The sequence below is a fragment of the Kribbella sp. CCNWLW201 genome, assembly GCF_037203805.1.
Taxonomy (GTDB): Bacteria; Actinomycetota; Actinomycetes; order Propionibacteriales; family Kribbellaceae; genus Kribbella.
The window spans coordinates 17,837-36,234 of record NZ_JBBCBQ010000004.1 but is presented as its reverse complement, the minus strand read 5'-3'; the positions used below and the strand labels follow the sequence as shown (position 1 = coordinate 36,234).

General features: G+C 68.4%; 20 protein-coding genes. 5 read left to right on the top strand and 15 right to left on the bottom strand.

Features of this window, described 5'->3' with window-relative positions; all coding sequences use genetic code 11:
- The first annotated feature begins 9 nt into the window (after positions 1-9).
- Entirely contained in the window at positions 10-2,652 is a 2,643-nt protein-coding gene (locus tag V9K99_RS18725; protein WP_337009103.1) for a glycogen debranching protein, read from the top strand.
- Positions 2,653-3,103: 451 nt separating this feature from the next.
- On the opposite strand, the gene V9K99_RS18720 is transcribed toward V9K99_RS18725, so the two are convergent.
- The 10 genes from V9K99_RS18720 to V9K99_RS18675 form a co-directional block, all read right to left on the bottom strand.
- The gene (locus tag V9K99_RS18720; protein WP_337009101.1) at positions 3,104-3,865 is read right to left on the bottom strand and encodes a hypothetical protein; all 762 of its coding nucleotides are present in this window, start codon (positions 3,863-3,865) and stop codon (positions 3,104-3,106) included.
- Positions 3,862-4,821 carry an ABC transporter ATP-binding protein gene (locus V9K99_RS18715; RefSeq protein ID WP_337009099.1) on the bottom strand — a complete coding sequence of 320 codons (960 nt, stop codon included), beginning with the start codon at positions 4,819-4,821 and terminating at the stop codon, positions 3,862-3,864. The genes V9K99_RS18720 and V9K99_RS18715 overlap by 4 nt, the downstream gene beginning before the upstream one ends.
- A gap of 100 nt (positions 4,822-4,921) precedes the next feature.
- Positions 4,922-5,347 carry a GntR family transcriptional regulator gene (locus V9K99_RS18710; protein ID WP_337009097.1) on the bottom strand — a complete coding sequence of 142 codons (426 nt, stop codon included), beginning with the start codon at positions 5,345-5,347 and terminating at the stop codon, positions 4,922-4,924.
- Between the two features lie 88 nt (positions 5,348-5,435).
- A complete protein-coding gene (locus V9K99_RS18705; protein WP_337009095.1) occupies positions 5,436-6,191 on the bottom strand; it encodes a GOLPH3/VPS74 family protein in 756 nt (251 codons plus the stop codon).
- The gene (locus tag V9K99_RS18700) at positions 6,184-6,393 is read right to left on the bottom strand and encodes a hypothetical protein (RefSeq protein WP_337009093.1); all 210 of its coding nucleotides are present in this window, start codon (positions 6,391-6,393) and stop codon (positions 6,184-6,186) included. Before V9K99_RS18700 ends, V9K99_RS18705 begins: the two co-directional genes overlap by 8 nt.
- A 9-nt stretch (positions 6,394-6,402) precedes the next feature.
- On the bottom strand, positions 6,403-7,314 hold the full coding sequence (locus V9K99_RS18695; RefSeq protein ID WP_337009091.1) for an SPFH domain-containing protein: 912 nt from the start codon (positions 7,312-7,314) through the stop codon (positions 6,403-6,405).
- A 90-nt stretch (positions 7,315-7,404) separates the two neighbouring features.
- Positions 7,405-8,097 carry an aminotransferase class IV gene (locus V9K99_RS18690; protein WP_337009089.1) on the bottom strand — a complete coding sequence of 231 codons (693 nt, stop codon included), beginning with the start codon at positions 8,095-8,097 and terminating at the stop codon, positions 7,405-7,407.
- Positions 8,094-9,470: an aminodeoxychorismate synthase component I gene (pabB, locus tag V9K99_RS18685; RefSeq protein WP_337009087.1), complete on the bottom strand. Its 1,377-nt coding sequence runs from the start codon at positions 9,468-9,470 to the stop codon at positions 8,094-8,096. Before pabB ends, V9K99_RS18690 begins: the two co-directional genes overlap by 4 nt.
- A 42-nt stretch (positions 9,471-9,512) precedes the next feature.
- Positions 9,513-10,292: a class I SAM-dependent methyltransferase gene (locus V9K99_RS18680; protein ID WP_337009084.1), complete on the bottom strand. Its 780-nt coding sequence runs from the start codon at positions 10,290-10,292 to the stop codon at positions 9,513-9,515.
- Between the two features lie 90 nt (positions 10,293-10,382).
- Positions 10,383-11,096 carry a metal-dependent transcriptional regulator gene (locus V9K99_RS18675; protein ID WP_442914761.1) on the bottom strand — a complete coding sequence of 238 codons (714 nt, stop codon included), beginning with the start codon at positions 11,094-11,096 and terminating at the stop codon, positions 10,383-10,385.
- Positions 11,097-11,200: 104 nt separating this feature from the next.
- Here V9K99_RS18675 and V9K99_RS18670 point away from each other — a divergent pair, with 104 nt between their 5' ends.
- A complete protein-coding gene (locus tag V9K99_RS18670) occupies positions 11,201-11,590 on the top strand; it encodes a GntR family transcriptional regulator (RefSeq protein WP_337009080.1) in 390 nt (129 codons plus the stop codon).
- A 37-nt stretch (positions 11,591-11,627) separates the two neighbouring features.
- Here V9K99_RS18670 and V9K99_RS18665 read toward each other — a convergent pair whose 3' ends face one another.
- Entirely contained in the window at positions 11,628-12,809 is a 1,182-nt protein-coding gene (locus V9K99_RS18665) for an RNA-guided endonuclease InsQ/TnpB family protein (protein ID WP_337009078.1), read from the bottom strand.
- A 98-nt stretch (positions 12,810-12,907) separates the two neighbouring features.
- Here V9K99_RS18665 and V9K99_RS18660 point away from each other — a divergent pair, with 98 nt between their 5' ends.
- Both V9K99_RS18660 and V9K99_RS18655 read left to right on the top strand, forming a co-directional pair.
- Entirely contained in the window at positions 12,908-13,792 is an 885-nt protein-coding gene (locus tag V9K99_RS18660) for an ABC transporter ATP-binding protein (protein ID WP_337009077.1), read from the top strand.
- Entirely contained in the window at positions 13,789-14,832 is a 1,044-nt protein-coding gene (locus tag V9K99_RS18655; RefSeq protein ID WP_337009075.1) for an ABC transporter permease subunit, read from the top strand. The genes V9K99_RS18660 and V9K99_RS18655 overlap by 4 nt, the downstream gene beginning before the upstream one ends.
- Here V9K99_RS18655 and V9K99_RS18650 read toward each other — a convergent pair.
- The 3 genes from V9K99_RS18650 to V9K99_RS18640 form a co-directional block, all read right to left on the bottom strand.
- Positions 14,798-16,060, bottom strand: a complete 1,263-nt coding sequence (locus V9K99_RS18650) for an APC family permease (protein ID WP_337009073.1) — start codon at positions 16,058-16,060, stop codon at positions 14,798-14,800. The two genes, V9K99_RS18655 and V9K99_RS18650, sit on opposite strands and share 35 nt — an antisense overlap.
- A gap of 1 nt (position 16,061) precedes the next feature.
- Complete coding sequence (locus V9K99_RS18645) at positions 16,062-16,586, bottom strand: hypothetical protein (RefSeq protein WP_337009071.1); 525 nt, start codon at positions 16,584-16,586, stop codon at positions 16,062-16,064.
- 72 nt (positions 16,587-16,658) lie between these two features.
- Positions 16,659-17,210, bottom strand: a complete 552-nt coding sequence (locus V9K99_RS18640; protein ID WP_337009069.1) for a TetR/AcrR family transcriptional regulator — start codon at positions 17,208-17,210, stop codon at positions 16,659-16,661.
- 80 nt (positions 17,211-17,290) lie between these two features.
- On the opposite strand from V9K99_RS18640, the gene V9K99_RS18635 reads away from it, so the two are divergent.
- Positions 17,291-17,545 carry a hypothetical protein gene (locus V9K99_RS18635; RefSeq protein ID WP_337009067.1) on the top strand — a complete coding sequence of 85 codons (255 nt, stop codon included), beginning with the start codon at positions 17,291-17,293 and terminating at the stop codon, positions 17,543-17,545.
- A gap of 16 nt (positions 17,546-17,561) precedes the next feature.
- Here the strand turns inward: V9K99_RS18635 and V9K99_RS18630 are convergent, their stop codons facing one another.
- On the bottom strand, positions 17,562-18,398 hold the full coding sequence (locus tag V9K99_RS18630; protein ID WP_337009065.1) for a class II fructose-bisphosphate aldolase: 837 nt from the start codon (positions 18,396-18,398) through the stop codon (positions 17,562-17,564).

Here is an 18,398-nt window from a genome sequence, read left to right as displayed (position 1 = left end):
GACACCGCCATGACTCTCCGCCCAACCGTCAGACGCAGCACCGCCCCACCACGCCGGGCCAAACGTACGGCCGGCATCGCGCTGCTCGCCGCAGCGACCATCCTGGCCGGCACCGCCTCCGCGACCGCCGGCTCCACTCCCCGGACCACGGCGGCCGGGCCGACCGCCGTACCGTCAGAGCTCTCGGAAACAACCCGGCTTGCCGACCGGCGATCGCTCGTCGTCGGCGATCGTGCCTACGCGATGGGCGACGAGACCGGCCTCTACCCGGCGTCCGGGTGGCACATCCGCGGTGAGATGGGTGGCTTCTGGACTCAGCCGATCAAGCTCCTCGACGGCCTGTGGTTCGGCCTCGACGGCGCGTGGCTCGGCAAGGACGTGGCCGCGCAGAAGTACACCAGCGGCCACGGCTACAGCAGGATCGACTACTCCGGTGACGTGCGGGTACGCCGTACCGACTTCGTCCCCGACGGCATCCGCGCAACCCTCGTCGGCCTGACGCTGGAGTCCAGTACGGCGAAGACAGTCAAGCTCGACGTGGACGCGCACTCCGAGCTGATGGCGTCGTACCCCTGGGGCTGGACGACGCCGAATGCGGCCGCCGCCAATCTCCCGGACACCGGCGCCTACGCCGACGGCTCGCTGCGATTCCGCGAGCAGGGCACACCGTCGTTCCCGAACGCGACCGAGCACAACTACGCCGCGTTCGTCGGATCGTCCCTGCGTCCGACGAGCCACGCCCTCAGCGCGAACAACCGCGGCCCCCAGGACCCGGCGGTGATCTGCCCGGCCGACGGTACGACGCCCGCACGCTGCGACGACTCACTGATCGGCAAGGGCACCGGCGGGCGGCTCACGTACGACGTCAGCCTCGCGCCCGGTGCGTCGAAGACGATCTGGTTCGCTGTAGCCGGCTCGGACGACGGTGTATCCGCCGCGCAACGTGAGTACCGCCGTGCCCTGACCAGCCCGGAAGCGTTGCTGAAGGCAAAGACGCGGGACCGGCAGGAGATCGACAGCATGTCTGCAGTGGACCTGCCTGGTGACCGGCTACTGCAGCAGAGCGTCGAGTGGAGCAAGCAGAACCTCGCGGACTCGGTGCAGGAGGCACGCAACCTGCGCATCCGCGACGTCAACGAGGGCAAGGACTACCCGGCACCGGTCGGCACGATCAACAGCGCACGCTGGTTCGGGGCAGGCTTCCCGGACTACCCGTGGCTGTTCGGGACCGACGGTGAGTACACCGCGTACGCCGCGGTCGCGGCCGGTCAGTTCGACACGACCAAGGAGCACCTCCGCGCGCTGCGGGACGTCAGCGATCTGCTCAACAACCGCAGCGGCAAGGTCGCCCACGAGGTGGTCCCGACCGGGGACGTGTACTTCGGTTCCAACCAGAGCGCGGGCAACACCGACGAGACCACGAAGTTCCCGAGCGCGGTCGCGACGCTGTGGCGGTGGACCGGTGACGACAGGTTCCGGGACGAGATGTACGACTTCACCGTCCGCAACCTGCAGTACGTCTACCGCGAACTGGACAAGGACAACGACGGCTGGCTGGAAGGCCTCGCGAATGTCGAGCGCGGGGGCATGGGGGTCGAGAAGCTCGACAGCACCGTCTACCTCGCGCGCGGTCTGCGCGACCTCGCCGACCTGGCCGCATCCAAGCACGACACCACGATCCAGCAGTGGGCGACGACCCGCGCAACCGACCTCGAGACACGCTTCGAGGCGCAGTGGTGGGTCCCCGAGGCGATGGGGTACGCCGACTCGATCGACAGCCCGACTGATCCCGCGAACGACAACACGCCGATCTTCCAGCGGCACTGGACCGGTGTGACACCGATGGAGGCTGTCTTGGTCCGTCCGGGCCAGCCGGACTCCCCGCTGTCGTCGACGGAGCATGCGGCGATCGCGCTCGACCAGCGCGAGAAGCCTTGCTACACAGGAGAATTCGGCCTCTACCACACCGGCACCGGCCCGACCTCCGACCCGGCCGGCAACCCCGGCCCGTCGTGTGACCCGGTCGTCTCGCAGGTGAAGAGCGAGCGGGCCATGTTCGGCCTGAACACGTCGATCATGGCGGTTGCTGAGGGCAACTACGGTCGCCTGGGCAAGAACCAGCAGCAGGTCTACACGACCGGCAACGCCCGGATCCAGCTCGACCCGACAGTGTGGGAGACGCCGGGCGCGATGCCGGAGATCGCACCGTCACCCGACGCACCCGCCAACATCGGCCGGCCGTTCTACGACCGCTCGATGTCACTCCAGGCGTGGGGCGCGTACGGCATCCTCTGGCCGGTCGTGCACCAGCAGCTCGGCGTGGACCCGGATCTCGGGAATGGCAAGCTCGCGGTCATCCCGCAGTTGCCGGAGGGCCAGCAGAAGGTGGCCGGTAGCAACATCCGGCTCGGTCGCGGCTCGGTCGATGTCTCCGCACGCCTTGCAGGAAAGGAATTGCGGACCGAGGTGAAGGTCAACGATGTCCCGGCGAGGTTCACGATCGGCGCCGTACTCCCGACCGGAGCGACGGTGAAGAGTGTCACGCTGGACGGCCGTTCGGCGTCGTACCAGCTCGTCACCACGACGCGCGGAGTGGAGGTGCAGGTAGCGGCCGGCGGGTCTTCCTCGGCGCTCAGCATCACACTCAACTGATTGATTCGGGGCCCTCGACCCGGTGGGTCCCGATCGCCGGCCGGCGCACACCGTCCTGTGCGCCGGCCGGCCTTTGTCATTTACGGCACTGCTGAGTGCCGATCAGAAGACAAGAGGCGGGCCCCTCCGAGTATGAGTCGGAGGGGCCCGCACTAGCTGAAGGAAGGTGACGTCTCCAGCCTCCCGAACGGGTCCGTAGAGGCCGGCAGACCCCGTCACCGGTCTACCTCGGTGGGGATCCCCACCGCTAGGGTCCTCGGTTTCCGTTCGACCCACCGCTCAGATCAGAAGCGGCGTGTCGACATTTGTACCGCCGCTGCCCAGGGCCGCACAACCCTTTCCAGCCAAGAGATTTCGTCAATTCGCGACCTGCCGCGTGTCGTCCACAGCGATCGCGCAACCATCCACAGAAATCGGCTGACTTATACACACCCCCTGTGCATAACCAGGGTCACCCTTTGGCCGGCTTCAGTGCCATCGGCCGCAGCAGAAGGTAGCCGACGTACAACCCAACAGCACTGACCACCAGGATGGACGGTACGGCGACAGCGAGTGGTGGACGCTGATAACCGAGGCTGTCGAGCGCATCGGCGAGCCATTGAGCGATCAACAGGAACTCGGCCGCGGCGGCCGGGATCAGCGCGAACGGCAGCAGCACCACACCGCGCCAGAAGCCGAACCGGTAGAACGTGATGCCGAGCAACCAACCGGCCGCCTCGTGCGCCAGGATGAGCAGGAAGAACTCGGCGAAGATCAGCCCGCGCTGCGAGGTGTCGGTGAACAGGTGCGGATTCTCCAGCGCCTGCGACCACCCCTGGGAGCTGAAGATCAAGTGCTCGGCCTGGTACACCAGCACCCACAACGCCGCGGTCGCCGACGCGGCGCCGAGCAAGTAGATGCTGGCGGCAACGGAAAACATCCGCCGGGTGGTGCCCTGGGCGATGATCACGTTGAAGTACGCGACCGGGAGAGTGATGCCCATCGCCATCGAGAAGTACTTCGGCGACTGGGTCCCGTAGTCCCACATGCTGTGGTCGATGCCACCGGTGACGAGCCTGAACCCGATCCCGATCGCGGTGAACGAGACCAGCATCACGACCCAGTAGCCGACCACTGCCGGCCGGCTGCCGGCCACCATCGCCAGCAACACCTGCCGCAACCGGTTGGTCGGGGTGACACCTCGCGGCAAGGCTCGGTCGATGGTGATACTCACGGGCGGTCCCCCTTGCTGCTCGTGGCGGTCAAATGGACGAAGAGGTCCTGGAGGCCGACCGGACCGATCTCGAGACCGGCCGCACCTGCCTGAGCGAGCAGGTCAGGATCAAGGTCGCCCAGCACCGTGGCGGACTTGGTCCCGCCGAGCCTCTCCTCCGCGAGCACGGTGAACCCGGCGGTGAAGTCGTCCACCACCGCTGTCGGTCCGACGATCGAGGCCCCGCGGCCGCGCAGCGCATCGACCGGGGACTGCGTGACGAGCCGGCCGTTGTCGAGGATGACGACCTCCTCGAGCATCGGGCTGACCTCGCTGACCAGATGGGTGGAGAGCACGATCGTGCGCGGCACCTCGGCGTAGTCGGCGAGCAGCGCGTCGTAGAACAGGTTGCGCGACGGCACGTCCATCCCCAGGTAGGTCTCGTCGAAGATGGTCAGCGGCGCGCGACTGGCCAGCCCGAGCACGACCCCGAGCGCGGACTTCTTGCCGCGGGACAGCTTGTGCACCTTCTTGTTCGTCGGCACCTCGAACCGGTCGAGGAGGTCACCGGCGAGGTCGCTGTCCCAGTACGGGCGCAGGCTCGCGGCGAGACCGAGCACATGCTTCACCGCCGCCGAGGCGACCAGGTCGCCCGACTCGCGGATCAGGCAGATCCGGCTGATGACGACCGCGTTCTCGTACGGCTCGGCCGCCGTACCGAGGTCGCCGCCCTCGATCAGGACGCGGCCCTCGTCAGGCCGGCGGAAGCCGGCCAGGGTCGCGGCGAGCGTGCTCTTGCCGGAGCCGTTGCGGCCCAGCAGGCCGTGGATCTTGCCCGGCGCCAGGCGCAGGTCGAGCCGGTCCAGCGCGGGCACACCGGCGAACCGGACCGACAGGTTCTCCGTCCGCGCCGCCAGCGCAGGCGCGGCCACCTCGTCGGCAACGAGGTCGGTGGCTTCCAAGGTGCGGTTGGTCATCACGCGTCCCCGTAGATCGTGTCTGGTGATCCCGCGCCGTCGCGAGCAGGTGCTCGGTGCGGTGCATCGGCGTGCTGGAGCGAAGGTCTCGATGCGGGTTTCATCGTGGCCTTTGCTCCAGTGCGGCGAGGTGCCGTGCCGAGTGCCGCGCAGTAGGCGCGGGATCACCAGACACGATCTGAGTGCGGATGTGCTGGACGACGTCTTTCAGGGGTACGCCGATCGCCTTGGCTTCCCGGATCATCGGGTCGACCACGTCGGCGAAGAACGAGTCGCGCCGGCCGGTGCGGAGCAGCTCGCGCGCGTTCGGGCTGACGAACATCCCGATCCCGCGCTTCTTGTAGAGCACCCCCTCGTCGACCAACTGCGCGAACCCCTTGGCCGCGGTGGCCGGGTTGATCCGGTAGAACGCGGCGTACTGGTTGGTCGACATCACCTGCTCGTCCTCGGCGAGGGCGCCGGTGACGATGTCGTTCTTGATCTGCTCGGCGATCTGCAGATAGATCGGGCTCCGGTCATCGAACATCACGGCCTCCTCTCGCGTTCGAGGTTCGTAGGTTCATTACTTGAGTAACGAACCATAGCACCGGGCGGGGTTCACCGGTCAAGACCGGTTATGCCGCGGCCGACGCCTGCGCTTGCTGCAGCGCCTTCTTCAGCGCCGGCACCACCGGACCGACCCGTACGGCGAGTTGGTCCAAGCGACTCTTGTGCCGAACACGCTGGTCCTTGGACAGCACGGTGCGCAGGTCACCGGTCGCGGCCAATGTGACGACCGCCGCGTCGCGGAGGTCGATGCGCGTGACGAGCCGAGCAGGCCGGAGCGTGTCGGTCGCGTTCCGCAGCAACTGGCGTCGTACCAATGGATGCCGCAGCGTGATGCGGTCGGCCGGGATCAGACCGAGGATGCGGTAGTGCTCGACCTTGATCAGGCGGGCGCGCTCGAGTTCGTCGCGCACCTCCCGGACGATCGCGCCGTGGCGCCGGTCGATCCAGGTCCGCCACTTCCGCGGGCCGACCCGGCGGATGTCCTTGAGCACACCGGCCAGGACCGGGTCGACCGGATCGGCCGCCTTGGTCAGCCGGGCCCGGCCGTTGTCGTCGGCAAGGTTTCCGCGGAGCTGGAGATCAACGAGCGCGGCGGCCCGGAGGATCCGTCCCAGCTTCGTCCACCGACTAGTCAGGCGACCGGTCTGCGGGTCGTACGCGAGCAGGAAAAGCCTTGCAGCCAAGGCGTCCGGCGCCTTGACCCTGCCCAGGGCAACAACCTGACGGCGCCGGGCGGGTGGTCGCCGCGGCAGTGTCCCGCGAGTGCCATGCACCAGGCTGAGGTGGTTGCCTGAGGCGACGGTACTGACGCTTCTACGCATCGTCTTCCTCCTTGGACGGGCGGCCCGGACGGCGCATCTTGCCGACCCCGGACGGGAGCCGGCCGGCGTCGTCGAGCGCCCGGCGGAGCAGGTACTCGATCTGGGCGTTGGTGCTGCGCAGGTCGTCGGCTGCCCAGCGGGCCAGCGCGTCATGCACCACGGGATCCAGCCGGAGCAGGATCTTCTTGCGTTCGACGGCCACGGCCGGCCCTCACTGGTAGAGCGTGCCGGTGTTGACCACCGGCTGGGCATCCCGGTCGCCACAGAGCACCACCAGCAGGTTGCTGACCATGGTGGCCTTGCGTTCCTCGTCCAGCTCGACGACTTCATGCTCGGACAGCCGAGCCAGGGCGAGCTCGACCATGCCGACAGCTCCCTCGACGATCCGCTGCCGGGCGGCCACGATCGCACTGGCCTGCTGGCGTCGCAGCATCGCCTGGGCGATCTCCGGCGCATACGCGAGGTGGGTGATACGCGACTCGATCACCCTGACCCCGGCGGCCTGCACCCGGGCGCCGATCTCGGTCGACAGCTTCTCGGTGATCTCGTCGGTGCTGTCCCGCAGCGACAAGCCGCCGTCCTCGGTGTGCACGTCGTACGGATAGCTGTTCGCGATGTGCCGGACCGCGGTCTCGGTCTGGATCGCGACGAACTCGACAAAGTCGTCCACCTCGAACGTCGCCTGCGCGGTGTCCTCGACCTGCCAGACCACCACCGCGGCGATCTCGATCGGGTTGCCGTCGGCATCGTTGACCTTGGCAACGGCCGTCTCGTGGTTGCGGATCCGGGTGGAGACCTGCTTGCGGGTGGCGATCGGATTCACCCAGCGCAGCCCGTCGGTGCGGATCGTCCCGCTGTACCGCCCCAGGATCTGCAGCACCCGGGCCCGGCCCGGCGCCACCGGCGTCAACCCGCCGGCCACGATCACCCCGGCCAGGAACACCAGGATCGAGATCACGACCACCGCGCCCTGCTCGTTCGCAAGGCCCACGACGAACAGCACCACCCCGAGCACCACCAGCACGAACGCCAGCCCGGCCATCGGCCACCCGTTGATCTCCCGGGCCCCGCGCTCGGTCACCTTCGGCGTCGGCATCTCCACCGCGACATCCAGCTCCGCCATCACAAGCTCCTCGTCTCGAATATCTAGAAGATAGCATTGTGATATCACTTTTTGCAACGGGGATCGCTCAGAGGCCGGGTCACTGCGGCTTCAGAGGGGGCGGGCGAGGGCGGTCAGGCGGTCTTGCCAGCTGGTGGACTGGGAGTTGGGGAGGGGGTCGATGGCGGAGTCGGCCCAGGCGTGGACGGGGCGGATGCCGTGGAGTGCGTTGAGCAGCCAGACCTCGTAGGACTGGAGGTCGGCCGGTGCGCAGGCTCGTTCGACAACCTCGGTGCCTTGAGCGGTCGCGAGCTGGCGGAGGAGCGCGGCGGTGACCGAGGGGAGCAGCGGTCGGTCGGACGGCGGGAAGCAGAGGGTGTCGTCGTCCCACCAGGCGATGGCGGAGTACGCCGCCTCCAGGACCGTGCCGTCCTGATCCAGCAGCAGGATCTCGTCGGCCTTGTGCGACGCGGCCTCCTTGAGTTTCCCGAGGAGCTCCAGATCGGGCCCTTTCACCCGCGGCGCCGTACGCGGGTCCGGACCTTCGTGTACGACGACCCGGACGCGACCCCCGATCGGTGGCGCTGGCCGGAGCTGGACCGCCAGCTCACCCGACGCGCGGAGCTCGAACCGAGGGAACCAGCGACCGAATCCCGGCAGCCGGCCGATCTGCTCGTTCCAGAAGGCCGAAGCCTCGACACCGGCCGCCGCACACGACCCGACGAACCGTTCCCGGTGCAGCTCGATCCCCCGGACCTTGCCATTGGCCACCAGAAACGAATCCGCCACCTGCAACTCGGTCATCTCCCCCACCCTTCGGCCGCGGCGTTCCCACCCACGGCTGCCGTTGCCTTCAGCACCATTTCGTCGTACTCCGCGACCGGGTCCGAGTCGAGCACGATCGCCCCGCCCGCACCGACCACGGTCCCGGACGGCGTCAGCACCGCCGTCCGGATCACCACGCTCAGGTCCACCCGCCCGTCCACGGTCAGGTAGCCGAGCACCCCCGAATACACCCCGCGAGCACTCGACTCGAGCTCGTCGAGGATCTCCATCGTCCGGATCTTCGGCGCCCCGGTCATCGACCCCGGCGGGAAGCACGCCCGGACGGCATCGACCGCGGACACCCCGGACCGGAGCCGGCCGCGCACGGTGGTGACGAGCTGGTGGACAGTCCGGTAGCTCTCGACCTGCATCAGCTGCGGTACGTGCACCGTGCCCGGTTCGCTGACCCGGCCGAGGTCGTTGCGGATCAGGTCGACGATCATCAGGTTCTCGGCCCGGGTTTTCTCGTCCTCGGCGAGCGCCTTGGCGGCCAGCTCGTCCTGCGCCGGGTCCGGGTCGCGCGGCGAGGTCCCCTTGATCGGCCGGCACTCGGCCCACCCGTCCGCGTCCACGGTCAGGAACCGTTCGGGCGACGAGCTGGCCACCGCGAGATCGCCGTACCGGAGGAAGGCGGCGTACGGCGCCGGATTCTGCGCCCGCTGCCAGAGGAAGAACTCGAACGGATCCGGCACGGCCGGCAGCCGGACGCGGTTCGTCAGGCAGACCTCGTACGTCTCGCCCGCCTCGAGCGCGGCCATGCACTTGCCGATCCCGGCCAGGTACGTCGCCCGGTCCTGCTCCAGATGCGCCTCGAGATCGAGTCGCGCGATCGCCGGCGCGTCGACCTCCGACATCGACCAATAGGCCGCCTTCCGCAAGGCCCGATCCAGCCAGCCGTCGTCGGATTCGTCCACACTGACCAGGTAGCTGACCTCGCGGTCGTGGTCGATCACCACGAACCGGTTCGCCCAGATCCACAGCGCGTCCGGCGTCGGCGACTCGTGTGCCGCCGCTCCCCCGGTCAATGCCTTCAGCTCGTACCCGAAGTACCCGACGTACCCACCGTTGAACAGCCCGGTCAGCTCATCCGGTACGTCGTCCAGCCGCGCACCCTTGGCCGCGATCAGCCCCTGCAACTCGGCGAACACGTCACCGTCGGCAACATCCCGTACGACGACCTCCGCCTCGGCGCCGAGCGTCGTACCGAGCACCGAGACGCGTCGTACCGCCCGGTCGGTCAGACTCCCGTCGAGCCAGAACGCGACGGGTCCACCGGCCAGCAGCTCGCGGTAGACCGTCTCACCGTCGAGCGCCCGGTCGACCGTCCGGACCGCCCAGCGCAACGCACTCACACGGACACGGTACCTACAGCGGGACTCTCCGAGTTGCCGCGCTCAGGACCCGGTCAGTGCCAGCTTGGTGCGCATCGCGGTGATGCGGCGGATCGGGATCGCTACCTCGAGGCCGTCCTTCGACTCGGCGCGGTCGGCGAGCCAGCCCGCCGCGGTGTCGCGGCGGACGTCCGGCGTACCGGGAAGGTAGAGCGCGTTGACGAGGCGCTGGGCGTCGTCGCGGGTGCGGATCATGTACACGTACCGCTCGCGCTGGCTCTCCATCACGTCGAACCCGGCGTGATGCAACTTGTCCTTGAGCTCGGTGATCTCACCACCGGCCGGGAACTGCGGGGTCGACCGCAGCCGCGTGGTCAACCCGCTCAGCGTCCGGATGTCACCACGCCGGAGCGGTCGCACAGCCGGCACGATCGCGGCCAGTACGCCGCCACGCCGCAGTACCCGGGCCGCCTCGGCCAGTACGGCGGGCAGCGGCTGCAGGACCGCCAGGCCCATCGAACACGTGACCACGTCGAAGACCTCGTTCGCGAACGGCAGGTGCACCGCGTCCGCCTGAACCTTCGGACCCGGCGCACCGGCGAGCTGGGCCGGGTTGTTGTCGACACCGACGACCCACCGCCCGTACAGCTCGCGCGCGACCGGGCCGTTCCCGCACGCGAGGTCGAGCACCCGGCGCGCCTCGCCGGAGACAGCACGAACCAGCCAGCGGTACGGCGTGTGGTCGCCTGCTACCGCCCGGGACAGCAGGGCTTCGGTGCTGCCTGGAGCCGCGGTGTGGAACTCCCGCAGATACTCCGGCCAGTCGATCTCGTTCTCAGGCATCGCGGACAGAGGCTACCTCGTGACCACCCGCTGTACAGCATCGAGCGCTCAGCGTGGATGGTCTTAATGCATTGTTGAAGTACCGAACTCTCAGACCCGGCTGACGAAGATGTGCCCGGCCGTCTCGTCGCTGATCACGCCACCGGCTTCCCGGCTGCCGACGAGGACACCCTCGGCGTCGAGAGTGGAGTCGACCTCGCGGCCGGGCAGCGCACCCGCCTTGCGCAGCACCGCCATCGCGCCGTCGTCGGTCTGGACCGGCTCGGCGATCCGGCGGACCAGCACCCGGACGCTGTCACCGGTGGCCTGGTCGAGCACCTTGTCCAGCGGCTCCACGCCGATCCGGAACTCCTCGATCCCGCTCGCCTGGCCGTCCTTCATCAGCTCTTCCAGACCCGGGATCGGGTTGCCGTACGGCGACTCGGTCGGGTTGTTCAGGATCTTGAGCAGCCGCAGCTCGACCGCGTCGCTCATCACGTGCTCCCAGCGGCAGGCCTCCGCGTGCACGTCCTCCCACTCCAGCCCGATCACGTCGACCAGCAGCCGCTCGGCCAGGCGGTGCTTGCGCATCACCCGGACCGCCTGCTTCCGGCCGACGTCGGTGAGCTCGAGGTGGCGATCGCCCTCGACCGTGACGAGGCCGTCGCGCTCCATCCGCGCCACCGTCTGGCTGACCGTCGGACCGGACTGGTGCAGTCGCTCGGCGATCCGCGCGCGCAGCGGCAGGATGCCCTCTTCTTCCAGCTCGTAGACGGTCCGCAGGTACATCTCGGTGGTATCGATCAGCTCGCTCACGAAAACCATTCTCGCCTATGCAGGCAACCCTTACCCAATCTGGTGGTGTGCACTTGACGCCTGCTTGAGCCATACCCCTATAGTGCTAGTTACCTAGATGAATGGGGTTGTAGATGATCGAGTTCCATCTGGACGGCCGGTCGGGGGTCTCGCCGTACCAGCAGATCGTTCAGCAGGTCCGGAACGCGCTGCGCCTCGGACTGCTGCGGGAGGGAGACCAGTTGCCGACCGTCAAGGACGTGGTCGCGACGCTGGCGATCAACCCGAACACGGTGCTCAAGGCCTACCGCGAACTCGAGCACGAAGGCCTGGTCCAGGCCCGGCCCGGACGCGGCACCTTCGTGACCCGCACCCTGACCGACAACACCCTCGCCGCCCACGGCCCGCTCCGGCAGGACCTGCGCCGCTGGCTGGCGAAGGCGCGCAAGGCCGGCCTCGACGACGAGAGCATCGAGGCGTTGTTCCTGACAACCTTTCGGACCGCTCACGAGGACATAGCTTGACGTCCTCCCCGCCTTGAAGGACGGGGATTCCACTCATCTACGCGGAGGTAGCGAGTTGAGGTTCACGCTTCATAGCCGACAGAACTGCATCGGCTCCACGCGCTGTCACGGCACGTCCTGCCGCGATGTTGATAGCTGCGTTCACATCGGCGTTCGCGGCGTAGCCGCAGGACCGGCACCGGAAGGCGGCTTGGCTCTCGCGCGCCTTCTTGTCCGTAGTCCCGCAGCGCGAACACGTCTGCGACGTAGCGGCGGCCGCGACCTTCTCGACCCGACCGGCGGCTTTGTTTTCGAGTCGCTCGACAAGTTGTCCCCAACCGTTGGCGAGGATGCCACGGTTGAGGGCGGCCTTCTGCCGAACATTCTTGCCCGGCACGGCGACCGTTCCTTTGGCCGAGCGGGTCATGTTCCGGATGCGCAGGTTTTCTACTCGGATGACGTCGAAGCGACGCGCCAGGTCGGTGGAAGTCTGCTCGATCCAATTCTTCCGCCGATCCGTTTCTCGAGCCTTCAGCCTGGCGATCGCCGTCTTGGTCTTGGCGCGCCGGTTCGACCCACGGTGAGCACGCGCGAAACGGCGCTGCAACCGAAGGAGCCGGGTCTTCTCGCCCCGCGTGAGTCCGGGGCAGGACAGGAGTTCCCCGGTCGACAGCGCTGCCGATACGATCACGCCGCGGTCCACGCCGACAACGTCCCCGGTGCCGGGTGCCGGGATCGGCTCCGGGGCCACCGCGAACGCGATGTGCCACCTACCGGCGGCGTCGCGGGTCACCCGGTACGACTTCGCCTCCGGCAACCGGCGGGACAGCCGGAACTTGATCCAGCCGACCTTCGGCACGAGGACTCGTCCCCATTTCCGCGACAACTTCTCCGTTCGGGATGCTTGTGGGCCGACGACTCGGAAGCCCTCGTGCTGACCGGCCTTACGCCAGGTCGCGCGTCGATGGGTGCCGGCGAAGAACTGGGTCACAGCCTGGTTGAAGTCCCGCAACGCCTGCTGCTGCACCATCTGCGATCCCGCGCGCAACCAACCGTTGTCGGCACGAGCCTCGGTGAGTTGGCGTGCCTGCTCCACGAACCGCGGCGCGGACGAGCGGCGACCTGGTCGCCACATCGACCACTGCTCAAGCGCCAGGTTCCAAACGAACCTGGCGTGCGCACACTGCTGCAGCAACGCCGCATCCTGAGCAGGCGTCGGAACAAGACGGTAGCGGGACACACACAGAATCCAACCAGCCCACACCGACACTTCCCGAAGGGAGGGAGATGGCGTGTCCTCCCCGCCGTGAGCGACGGAGCGTATACGCCATCATTCCGATGACCGCAGTTCTTCAGGCCCATGGGTTGGGCAAGAGATACGGCCGCCGCTGGGCGCTGACCGATTGCGATCTCGAGGTTCCGGCTGGGCATGTGGTTGGGCTCGTCGGGCCGAACGGGGCGGGCAAGAGCACGCTGCTGAACCTGGCCGTCGGCATGCTCACCCCGACCGCCGGGACCGTCGAGGTTCTCGGTACGGCGGCCGGCGCGCAGCAGGCCAAGGTCGGGTACGTCGCTCAGGACACCCCGACCTACAGCCGCCTGAGCATCGCCGATCACCTGAAACTCGGCGCCCGGCTCAACCCCGGGTGGGACGATTCCCTTGCCCAGCAACGGATCCAGCACCTCCGCCTCGACCCGAAGCAGCGGGCCGGCAAGCTGTCCGGCGGCCAGCGGGCCCAGCTCGCATTGACCCTCGGCCTGGCGAAGCGGCCCGAGCTGCTGATCCTCGACGAGCCCGTCGCCGCGCTCGATCCGCTGGCCCGGCGTGAGTTCCTGCAGGATCTGATGGAGGCGGTCGCCGAGCAGGAGTTGAGCGTCGTCCTGTCCTCGCACCTCGTCTCCGATGTGGAGCGCGCCTGCGACTTCCTGATCGTGCTGGTCGACTCGCGCGTCCAGGTGAGTGGGGAGATCGACACCCTGCTCGCGACGCACTTCCGGTTGACCGGGCCGCGGCGTGACGCCAAGGACCTGCCACAGAACCAGCACGTGGTGACCGAGAGCCACACCGACCGGCAGTCGACGTTCCTGATCCGCACCGAGCAGCCGATCCTCGACCCGGCCTGGAACGTCAGTCAGCTCACCCTCGAAGACCTGGTGCTGGCCTACATGGGCCGCACCGCCCCGACCCAACCGGAACGCCCACTGCTGGAGGTGCAGCGATGATCTGGCTGACCTGGCGGCAGTTTCGCGTCCAGTTCCTGGTGGTCACCTCGGTGATCGTCGCGGCGGCGATCTTCCTGGCCGTCACCGGACCAGGGCTCGCGGACGACTATCAGCGGCTCACCACCGCGTTCATCCAGAACCTCGGATTCCAGCGCCTCAACCCGACTCTGTATGTGGTCGGTCAGGTGCTCCTGTACGCCGTACCGCCGGTGATCGGAGCGTTCTGGGGCGCACCGCTGATCTCGCGCGAGTTGGAAACCGGGACACACCGGCTGGCCTGGAGCCAGAGCATCGGCCGGCGGCGCTGGCTCGCGACCAAGGTCGGAGTCACCGGCCTGAGTGCGATCGCGATCACCGGCCTGCTCAGCCTCGCCGTCACCTGGTGGTCCGACCCGATCGACGACGCGATCAACGCGGGCCAGGAGTCGAACACCTACCTGCCCCGGATGTTCCCGCCGGTCTTCGGCGCCCGCGGCCTGGTCCCGATCGGGTATGCCGCCTTCGCGTTCGCCTTCGGGGTCGCGATCGGTCTCGTCGTCCGCCGTACTCTCGTCGCCCTGGCGGTCACGCTCGCCGTGGTGATCCTGGTGCAGATCCTGACGCCGACGTTCGTCCGGCCGCATCTGATGGCGCCGACGGATCGGAGCATCATCGCCACCGACGACAACATCCGCGGCTTCATGCTCAGCGGTCCAGGAGGCCACGTCAAAGAGATCGAGGTCGCCACCGGCGCCGTCGGTGCGTGGAAGCTGTCCGATGACACGGTCGACAAGTCCGGGAAAACGCTGAGCACACTGCCCGACTGGGTGATGAAGTGCGCCCCGGTCCCGCCGGGAGTGACCGAAGGCCCGAGCAACCGCCAGCCGGAGCGCGCGGCCTGCTTCGAGCGGCTGGCCGACGAGGGCTATCGGCAGCACGTCCGGTACTTCACCGCGGACGCCTTCTGGAGTCTGCAGTGGCGGGAGTTCGGACTGTTCATGCTGCTCGCTCTGGGGTTGACCGGGTTCAGCTTCTGGCGGATCCGCCGGGATCTGTCCTAGGTGTTCGCAGCCGCCGTACGAGCAGGGCAAGACCGAGCAGTGCGGCGGCCACCACTGCCGAGGTCCACGGCAGGGTGACGGCGAGTACGACGCAGCCGACCAGGCCGATCACGTTGACGGCGCGAGGCCATCGACGCTGATCGGCCGGTTGGGTGAACGCCGAGGCGTTGGCGATCGCGTAGTACAGCAGTACGCCGAACGACGAGAACCCGATCACGCCACGCAGATCGGTCGTGAGGACCAGGATGCCGACGACCACGGCGAGCGCGATCTCGGCGTGGTGCGGGACCTTGAACCGCGGATGGACGGCGGCCAGCCAGGTCGGCAGATCGTGGTTGCGAGCCATCGCCAGGGAGGTCCGGCCGACGCCGGCGATCAATGCGAGCAGCGCACCGAGACTGGCCAGGGCAGCGCCGATCCGGACGACCGGAACTGCCCAGGCCGCACCGGCCGCGTCGACCGCTGCGGCCAGTGGAGCGGTGGTGATCGCCGGATCGATCGTCCGCAAGAGTGCGACGCCGACGAGCAAGTAGATGCCAATGGCAATGAGCAGTGCGATGGTGATGGCGCGCGGGATGGTCCGGGCGGGTTCCCGGACCTCCTCGCCCATGGTCGCGATCCGCGCATAGCCGGCGAACGCGAAGAACAGCAGTCCGGCGGCCTGCAGAACGCCGTACAGCGAGGTGCCGGTGACGGACGTAAGGTTGCGGTGCGGGGAACCGGCGAACAGGATGATCAGCACCGTGCACAGCACGAGCAGAGTGCAGCCGACCAGGATCCGCGTCAGTCGCGCCGTCCTGGTCACGCCGCGATAGTTGACCGCGGCAAGCATGACAACCGCCGCCAACGCCACCAGTCTCCGCGCCCACCCACCTTCTGGTACGGCGTACGTCGCGAACGTCAACGCCATCGCCGCACACGAGGCGGTCTTGCCGATGACGAAGCACCAGCCGGCCGCGAAGCCCCACCACTCCCCTAGCCGCTCACGCCCATAGACATAGGTGCCGCCCGACACCGGATAGACCGCCGCGAGCTGGGCCGACGACGCCGCGTTGCAATAGGCAACCACCGCGGCGATGACCAGCCCGATCAGCAACCCGGACCCGGCCGCCTGAGCGGCCGGCGCCCAGACCGCGAACACCCCGGCCCCGACCATCGACCCGACACCGATGACGACGGCGTCGGCAAGGCCGAGCCGCCGCGCCAGACCGGGCTGGGTCGAGGTCACGTCAATCTCCCGCCGCCATCGCCGCTGCGATCTTTCGCTCGGCATCGGCCACGACCTCCTTGGGTGCTTCGGGCAGTAGGTCCGCCCACAGCGGCAGCATCTCCCGCCGGGCCTCGAGCATGCCGAGCGGCCGGGGGAAGAACCACACGTGGAAGTGGGCCGAACCGTCGCCCCAACGATAGACATGCACCCGGGCGATGTCGCCCAGCCCTAGGATCGCTCGCTCGACCCGGGCGACGACCGGCCCGTAGCTCGCCGCGACTCGGTCAGGCAGGTCGGCGAAGGAGTCGTGATGACCCCGGCTGGCCAGCCAGACCACCCCGGGGATGGTGACCCCGGTCGCGCGGATCAGCGCCCAGTCCTCGTTCACCCAGAGCGGCGGCTGGTGCTCGGACTGCTCGTAGTTCGCCAGCCAGTCGCACAGGCCGCACGGGTCGCCGCCGGGCTCACCGACTCGTGGCGGCTCGGGGATCACTCGCGGCTGCGGCTCGAGCCGGGTCAGCGGTTCGGCGTAGGGAAGGGTCATGGCGGTCCTCCTCGAACGTGATTTCCGCCAGTGAAACATGACTGTTGCAGGAAATGCAACAACTATGTTGCATCAGAAGGCGACGACGCCGCGCAGCACCAGATCAAGGGTCAGCCGGCGGACCCGGGCGCGGGACCAGTGGTGGCGACCGCGCATGTGCACGTAGGTGAAGGTCGCGGACACCATCAGCACCTCGGCCACGTCACTGATCCGGCCGTGCGGATGCAGCGTGCCGTCCGCCTCACCCTCGCGCAGGAACCGCTCGAAGGGGTCGATGAACGACACCGGCCCGCTGCGCGCCTGCTCCTGATGGAAGACCAGATCCGACGACAACAGCAGCGGAAGATGCCGGTCGATCACGTCGAACAGCGCTTCCAGCGTCCTGATCAGGCCTTCCCGGCCGGTCCCGGAGCCGGCCAGCACCGGCCACATCGTGTCCCGGTAGTCCTCGGCCAGCGCGTCGAGCAACGAGTTCAGCAGCACCTCGACGGTCAGACCCTGGCGCCACAGGGTGACCCGCGAACGACCGACCTTCTCGGCCACCCGCTCCAGCGTCACCCCGGACCAGCCGTGCTCGGCGAGCACGGCGATGGTCGCCTCCCGCAAGGTCTCATCGATTCCCACGATGGGCTCCTCACCCGAGAGTGTTGTGCAACATGGTCGTTGCACGGCACCATGACTGTACCAAGCCCAGGAGGAGACACGTGGACAGCAGAACCGAGGTCACGCTCCGGCTGACCGAGCACGAACGGGCCGGGGTGACCGCCCTCGCCGCCGGCCTTCGCGGCGTGGCCGAGTCCGAGCTCTCCGAGGAGGACGCCGTCGTTGCGGCCCTGGAGTTGGCTCTGACCCGGTTGATCGAGGACTTCGAGGTACCGGATCCGAAGGCCCGCCAGGAGGTGCAGGTCGCGCGTGACGAGTTGCGCGCTCACTGGGTCCGCGGCAGCGCCACCCTCTAGACCTCTTGCAGAACCCCTAGACCGCCTTCAGCACGCCGAGCAGCCGGGCCACCTCGGCGGCGACCGCGTCGCGGGCCGGGCCGAGGTACTTCCGGGTGTCGACCATTGCCGGGTTGTCGGCCAGCACCTGGCGAACGGCTCCGGTGAAGACGTTGTTGAGGTGGGTGGCGATGTTGACCTTGGTCATGCCGGCCTCGACGGCGCGGGTGAGGTCCGGGTCGGCGACACCCGAGGAGCCGTGCAGGACGAGCGGTACGGCGACCGCGGCGTGCAGCTCGGTGATCAGGTCGAAGTCGAGGGTGGCGGTGCGCTCGGTCATCGCGTGGGAAGAGCCGACGGCGACCGCGAGGGCGTCGACGCCGGTGGCCTCGGCGAAGGCGACGGCCTCGTCGGGACGGGTGCGGGCGCCGGGCGCGTGGACGCCGTCCTTGCCGCCGACCTCACCGATCTCGGCCTCGACGAAGACGCCGTGGTCGTGGCAGAACTTCGTCACCTCGCTGGTCGCCGCGACGTTGTCGGCGTACTCCAGCTTCGAGGCGTCGTACATGACCGAGGCGAAGCCGAGGGAGACCGCCTCGGTGACGAGGTCGCGGTCCATCGCGTGATCGAGGTGGACGACGACCGGGACCGACGCGGCGGCCGCGGCAGCCAGGGTGGCGACACCGATCGGCTTGAGCGCGCCGTGGTACTTCACCGCGTTCTCACTGATCTGCAGGATGACCGGCGCGCCGGCCTGCTCGGCACCGGCGATCAGTGCGGTCGCGTGCTCCAGCTGGATCACGTTGAACGCGCCGACCCCGCGACCGGCCTTGGCAGCGGCCAGTACGACCTCGGCCCCGGAAACCAACGGCAT

Bases quoted from the DNA above. Each gene is read 5' to 3' on its own strand.
- V9K99_RS18725 (WP_337009103.1), top strand. From the start codon at position 10: ATGACTCTCCGCCCAACCGTCAGACGCAGCACCGCCCCACCACGCCGG.
- V9K99_RS18715 (WP_337009099.1), bottom strand. From the start codon at position 4,821: ATGACCAACCGCACCTTGGAAGCCACCGACCTCGTTGCCGACGAGGTG.
- V9K99_RS18710 (WP_337009097.1), bottom strand. From the start codon at position 5,347: ATGTTCGATGACCGGAGCCCGATCTATCTGCAGATCGCCGAGCAGATC.
- V9K99_RS18705 (WP_337009095.1), bottom strand. From the start codon at position 6,191: ATGCGTAGAAGCGTCAGTACCGTCGCCTCAGGCAACCACCTCAGCCTG.
- V9K99_RS18695 (WP_337009091.1), bottom strand. From the start codon at position 7,314: ATGGCGGAGCTGGATGTCGCGGTGGAGATGCCGACGCCGAAGGTGACC.
- V9K99_RS18690 (WP_337009089.1), bottom strand. From the start codon at position 8,097: ATGACCGAGTTGCAGGTGGCGGATTCGTTTCTGGTGGCCAATGGCAAG.
- V9K99_RS18680 (WP_337009084.1), bottom strand. From the start codon at position 10,292: ATGCCTGAGAACGAGATCGACTGGCCGGAGTATCTGCGGGAGTTCCAC.
- V9K99_RS18675 (WP_442914761.1), bottom strand. From the start codon at position 11,096: ATGGTTTTCGTGAGCGAGCTGATCGATACCACCGAGATGTACCTGCGG.
- V9K99_RS18670 (WP_337009080.1), top strand. From the start codon at position 11,201: ATGATCGAGTTCCATCTGGACGGCCGGTCGGGGGTCTCGCCGTACCAG.
- V9K99_RS18660 (WP_337009077.1), top strand. From the start codon at position 12,908: ATGACCGCAGTTCTTCAGGCCCATGGGTTGGGCAAGAGATACGGCCGC.
- V9K99_RS18655 (WP_337009075.1), top strand. From the start codon at position 13,789: ATGATCTGGCTGACCTGGCGGCAGTTTCGCGTCCAGTTCCTGGTGGTC.
- V9K99_RS18645 (WP_337009071.1), bottom strand. From the start codon at position 16,586: ATGACCCTTCCCTACGCCGAACCGCTGACCCGGCTCGAGCCGCAGCCG.
- V9K99_RS18630 (WP_337009065.1), bottom strand. From the start codon at position 18,398: ATGCCGTTGGTTTCCGGGGCCGAGGTCGTACTGGCCGCTGCCAAGGCC.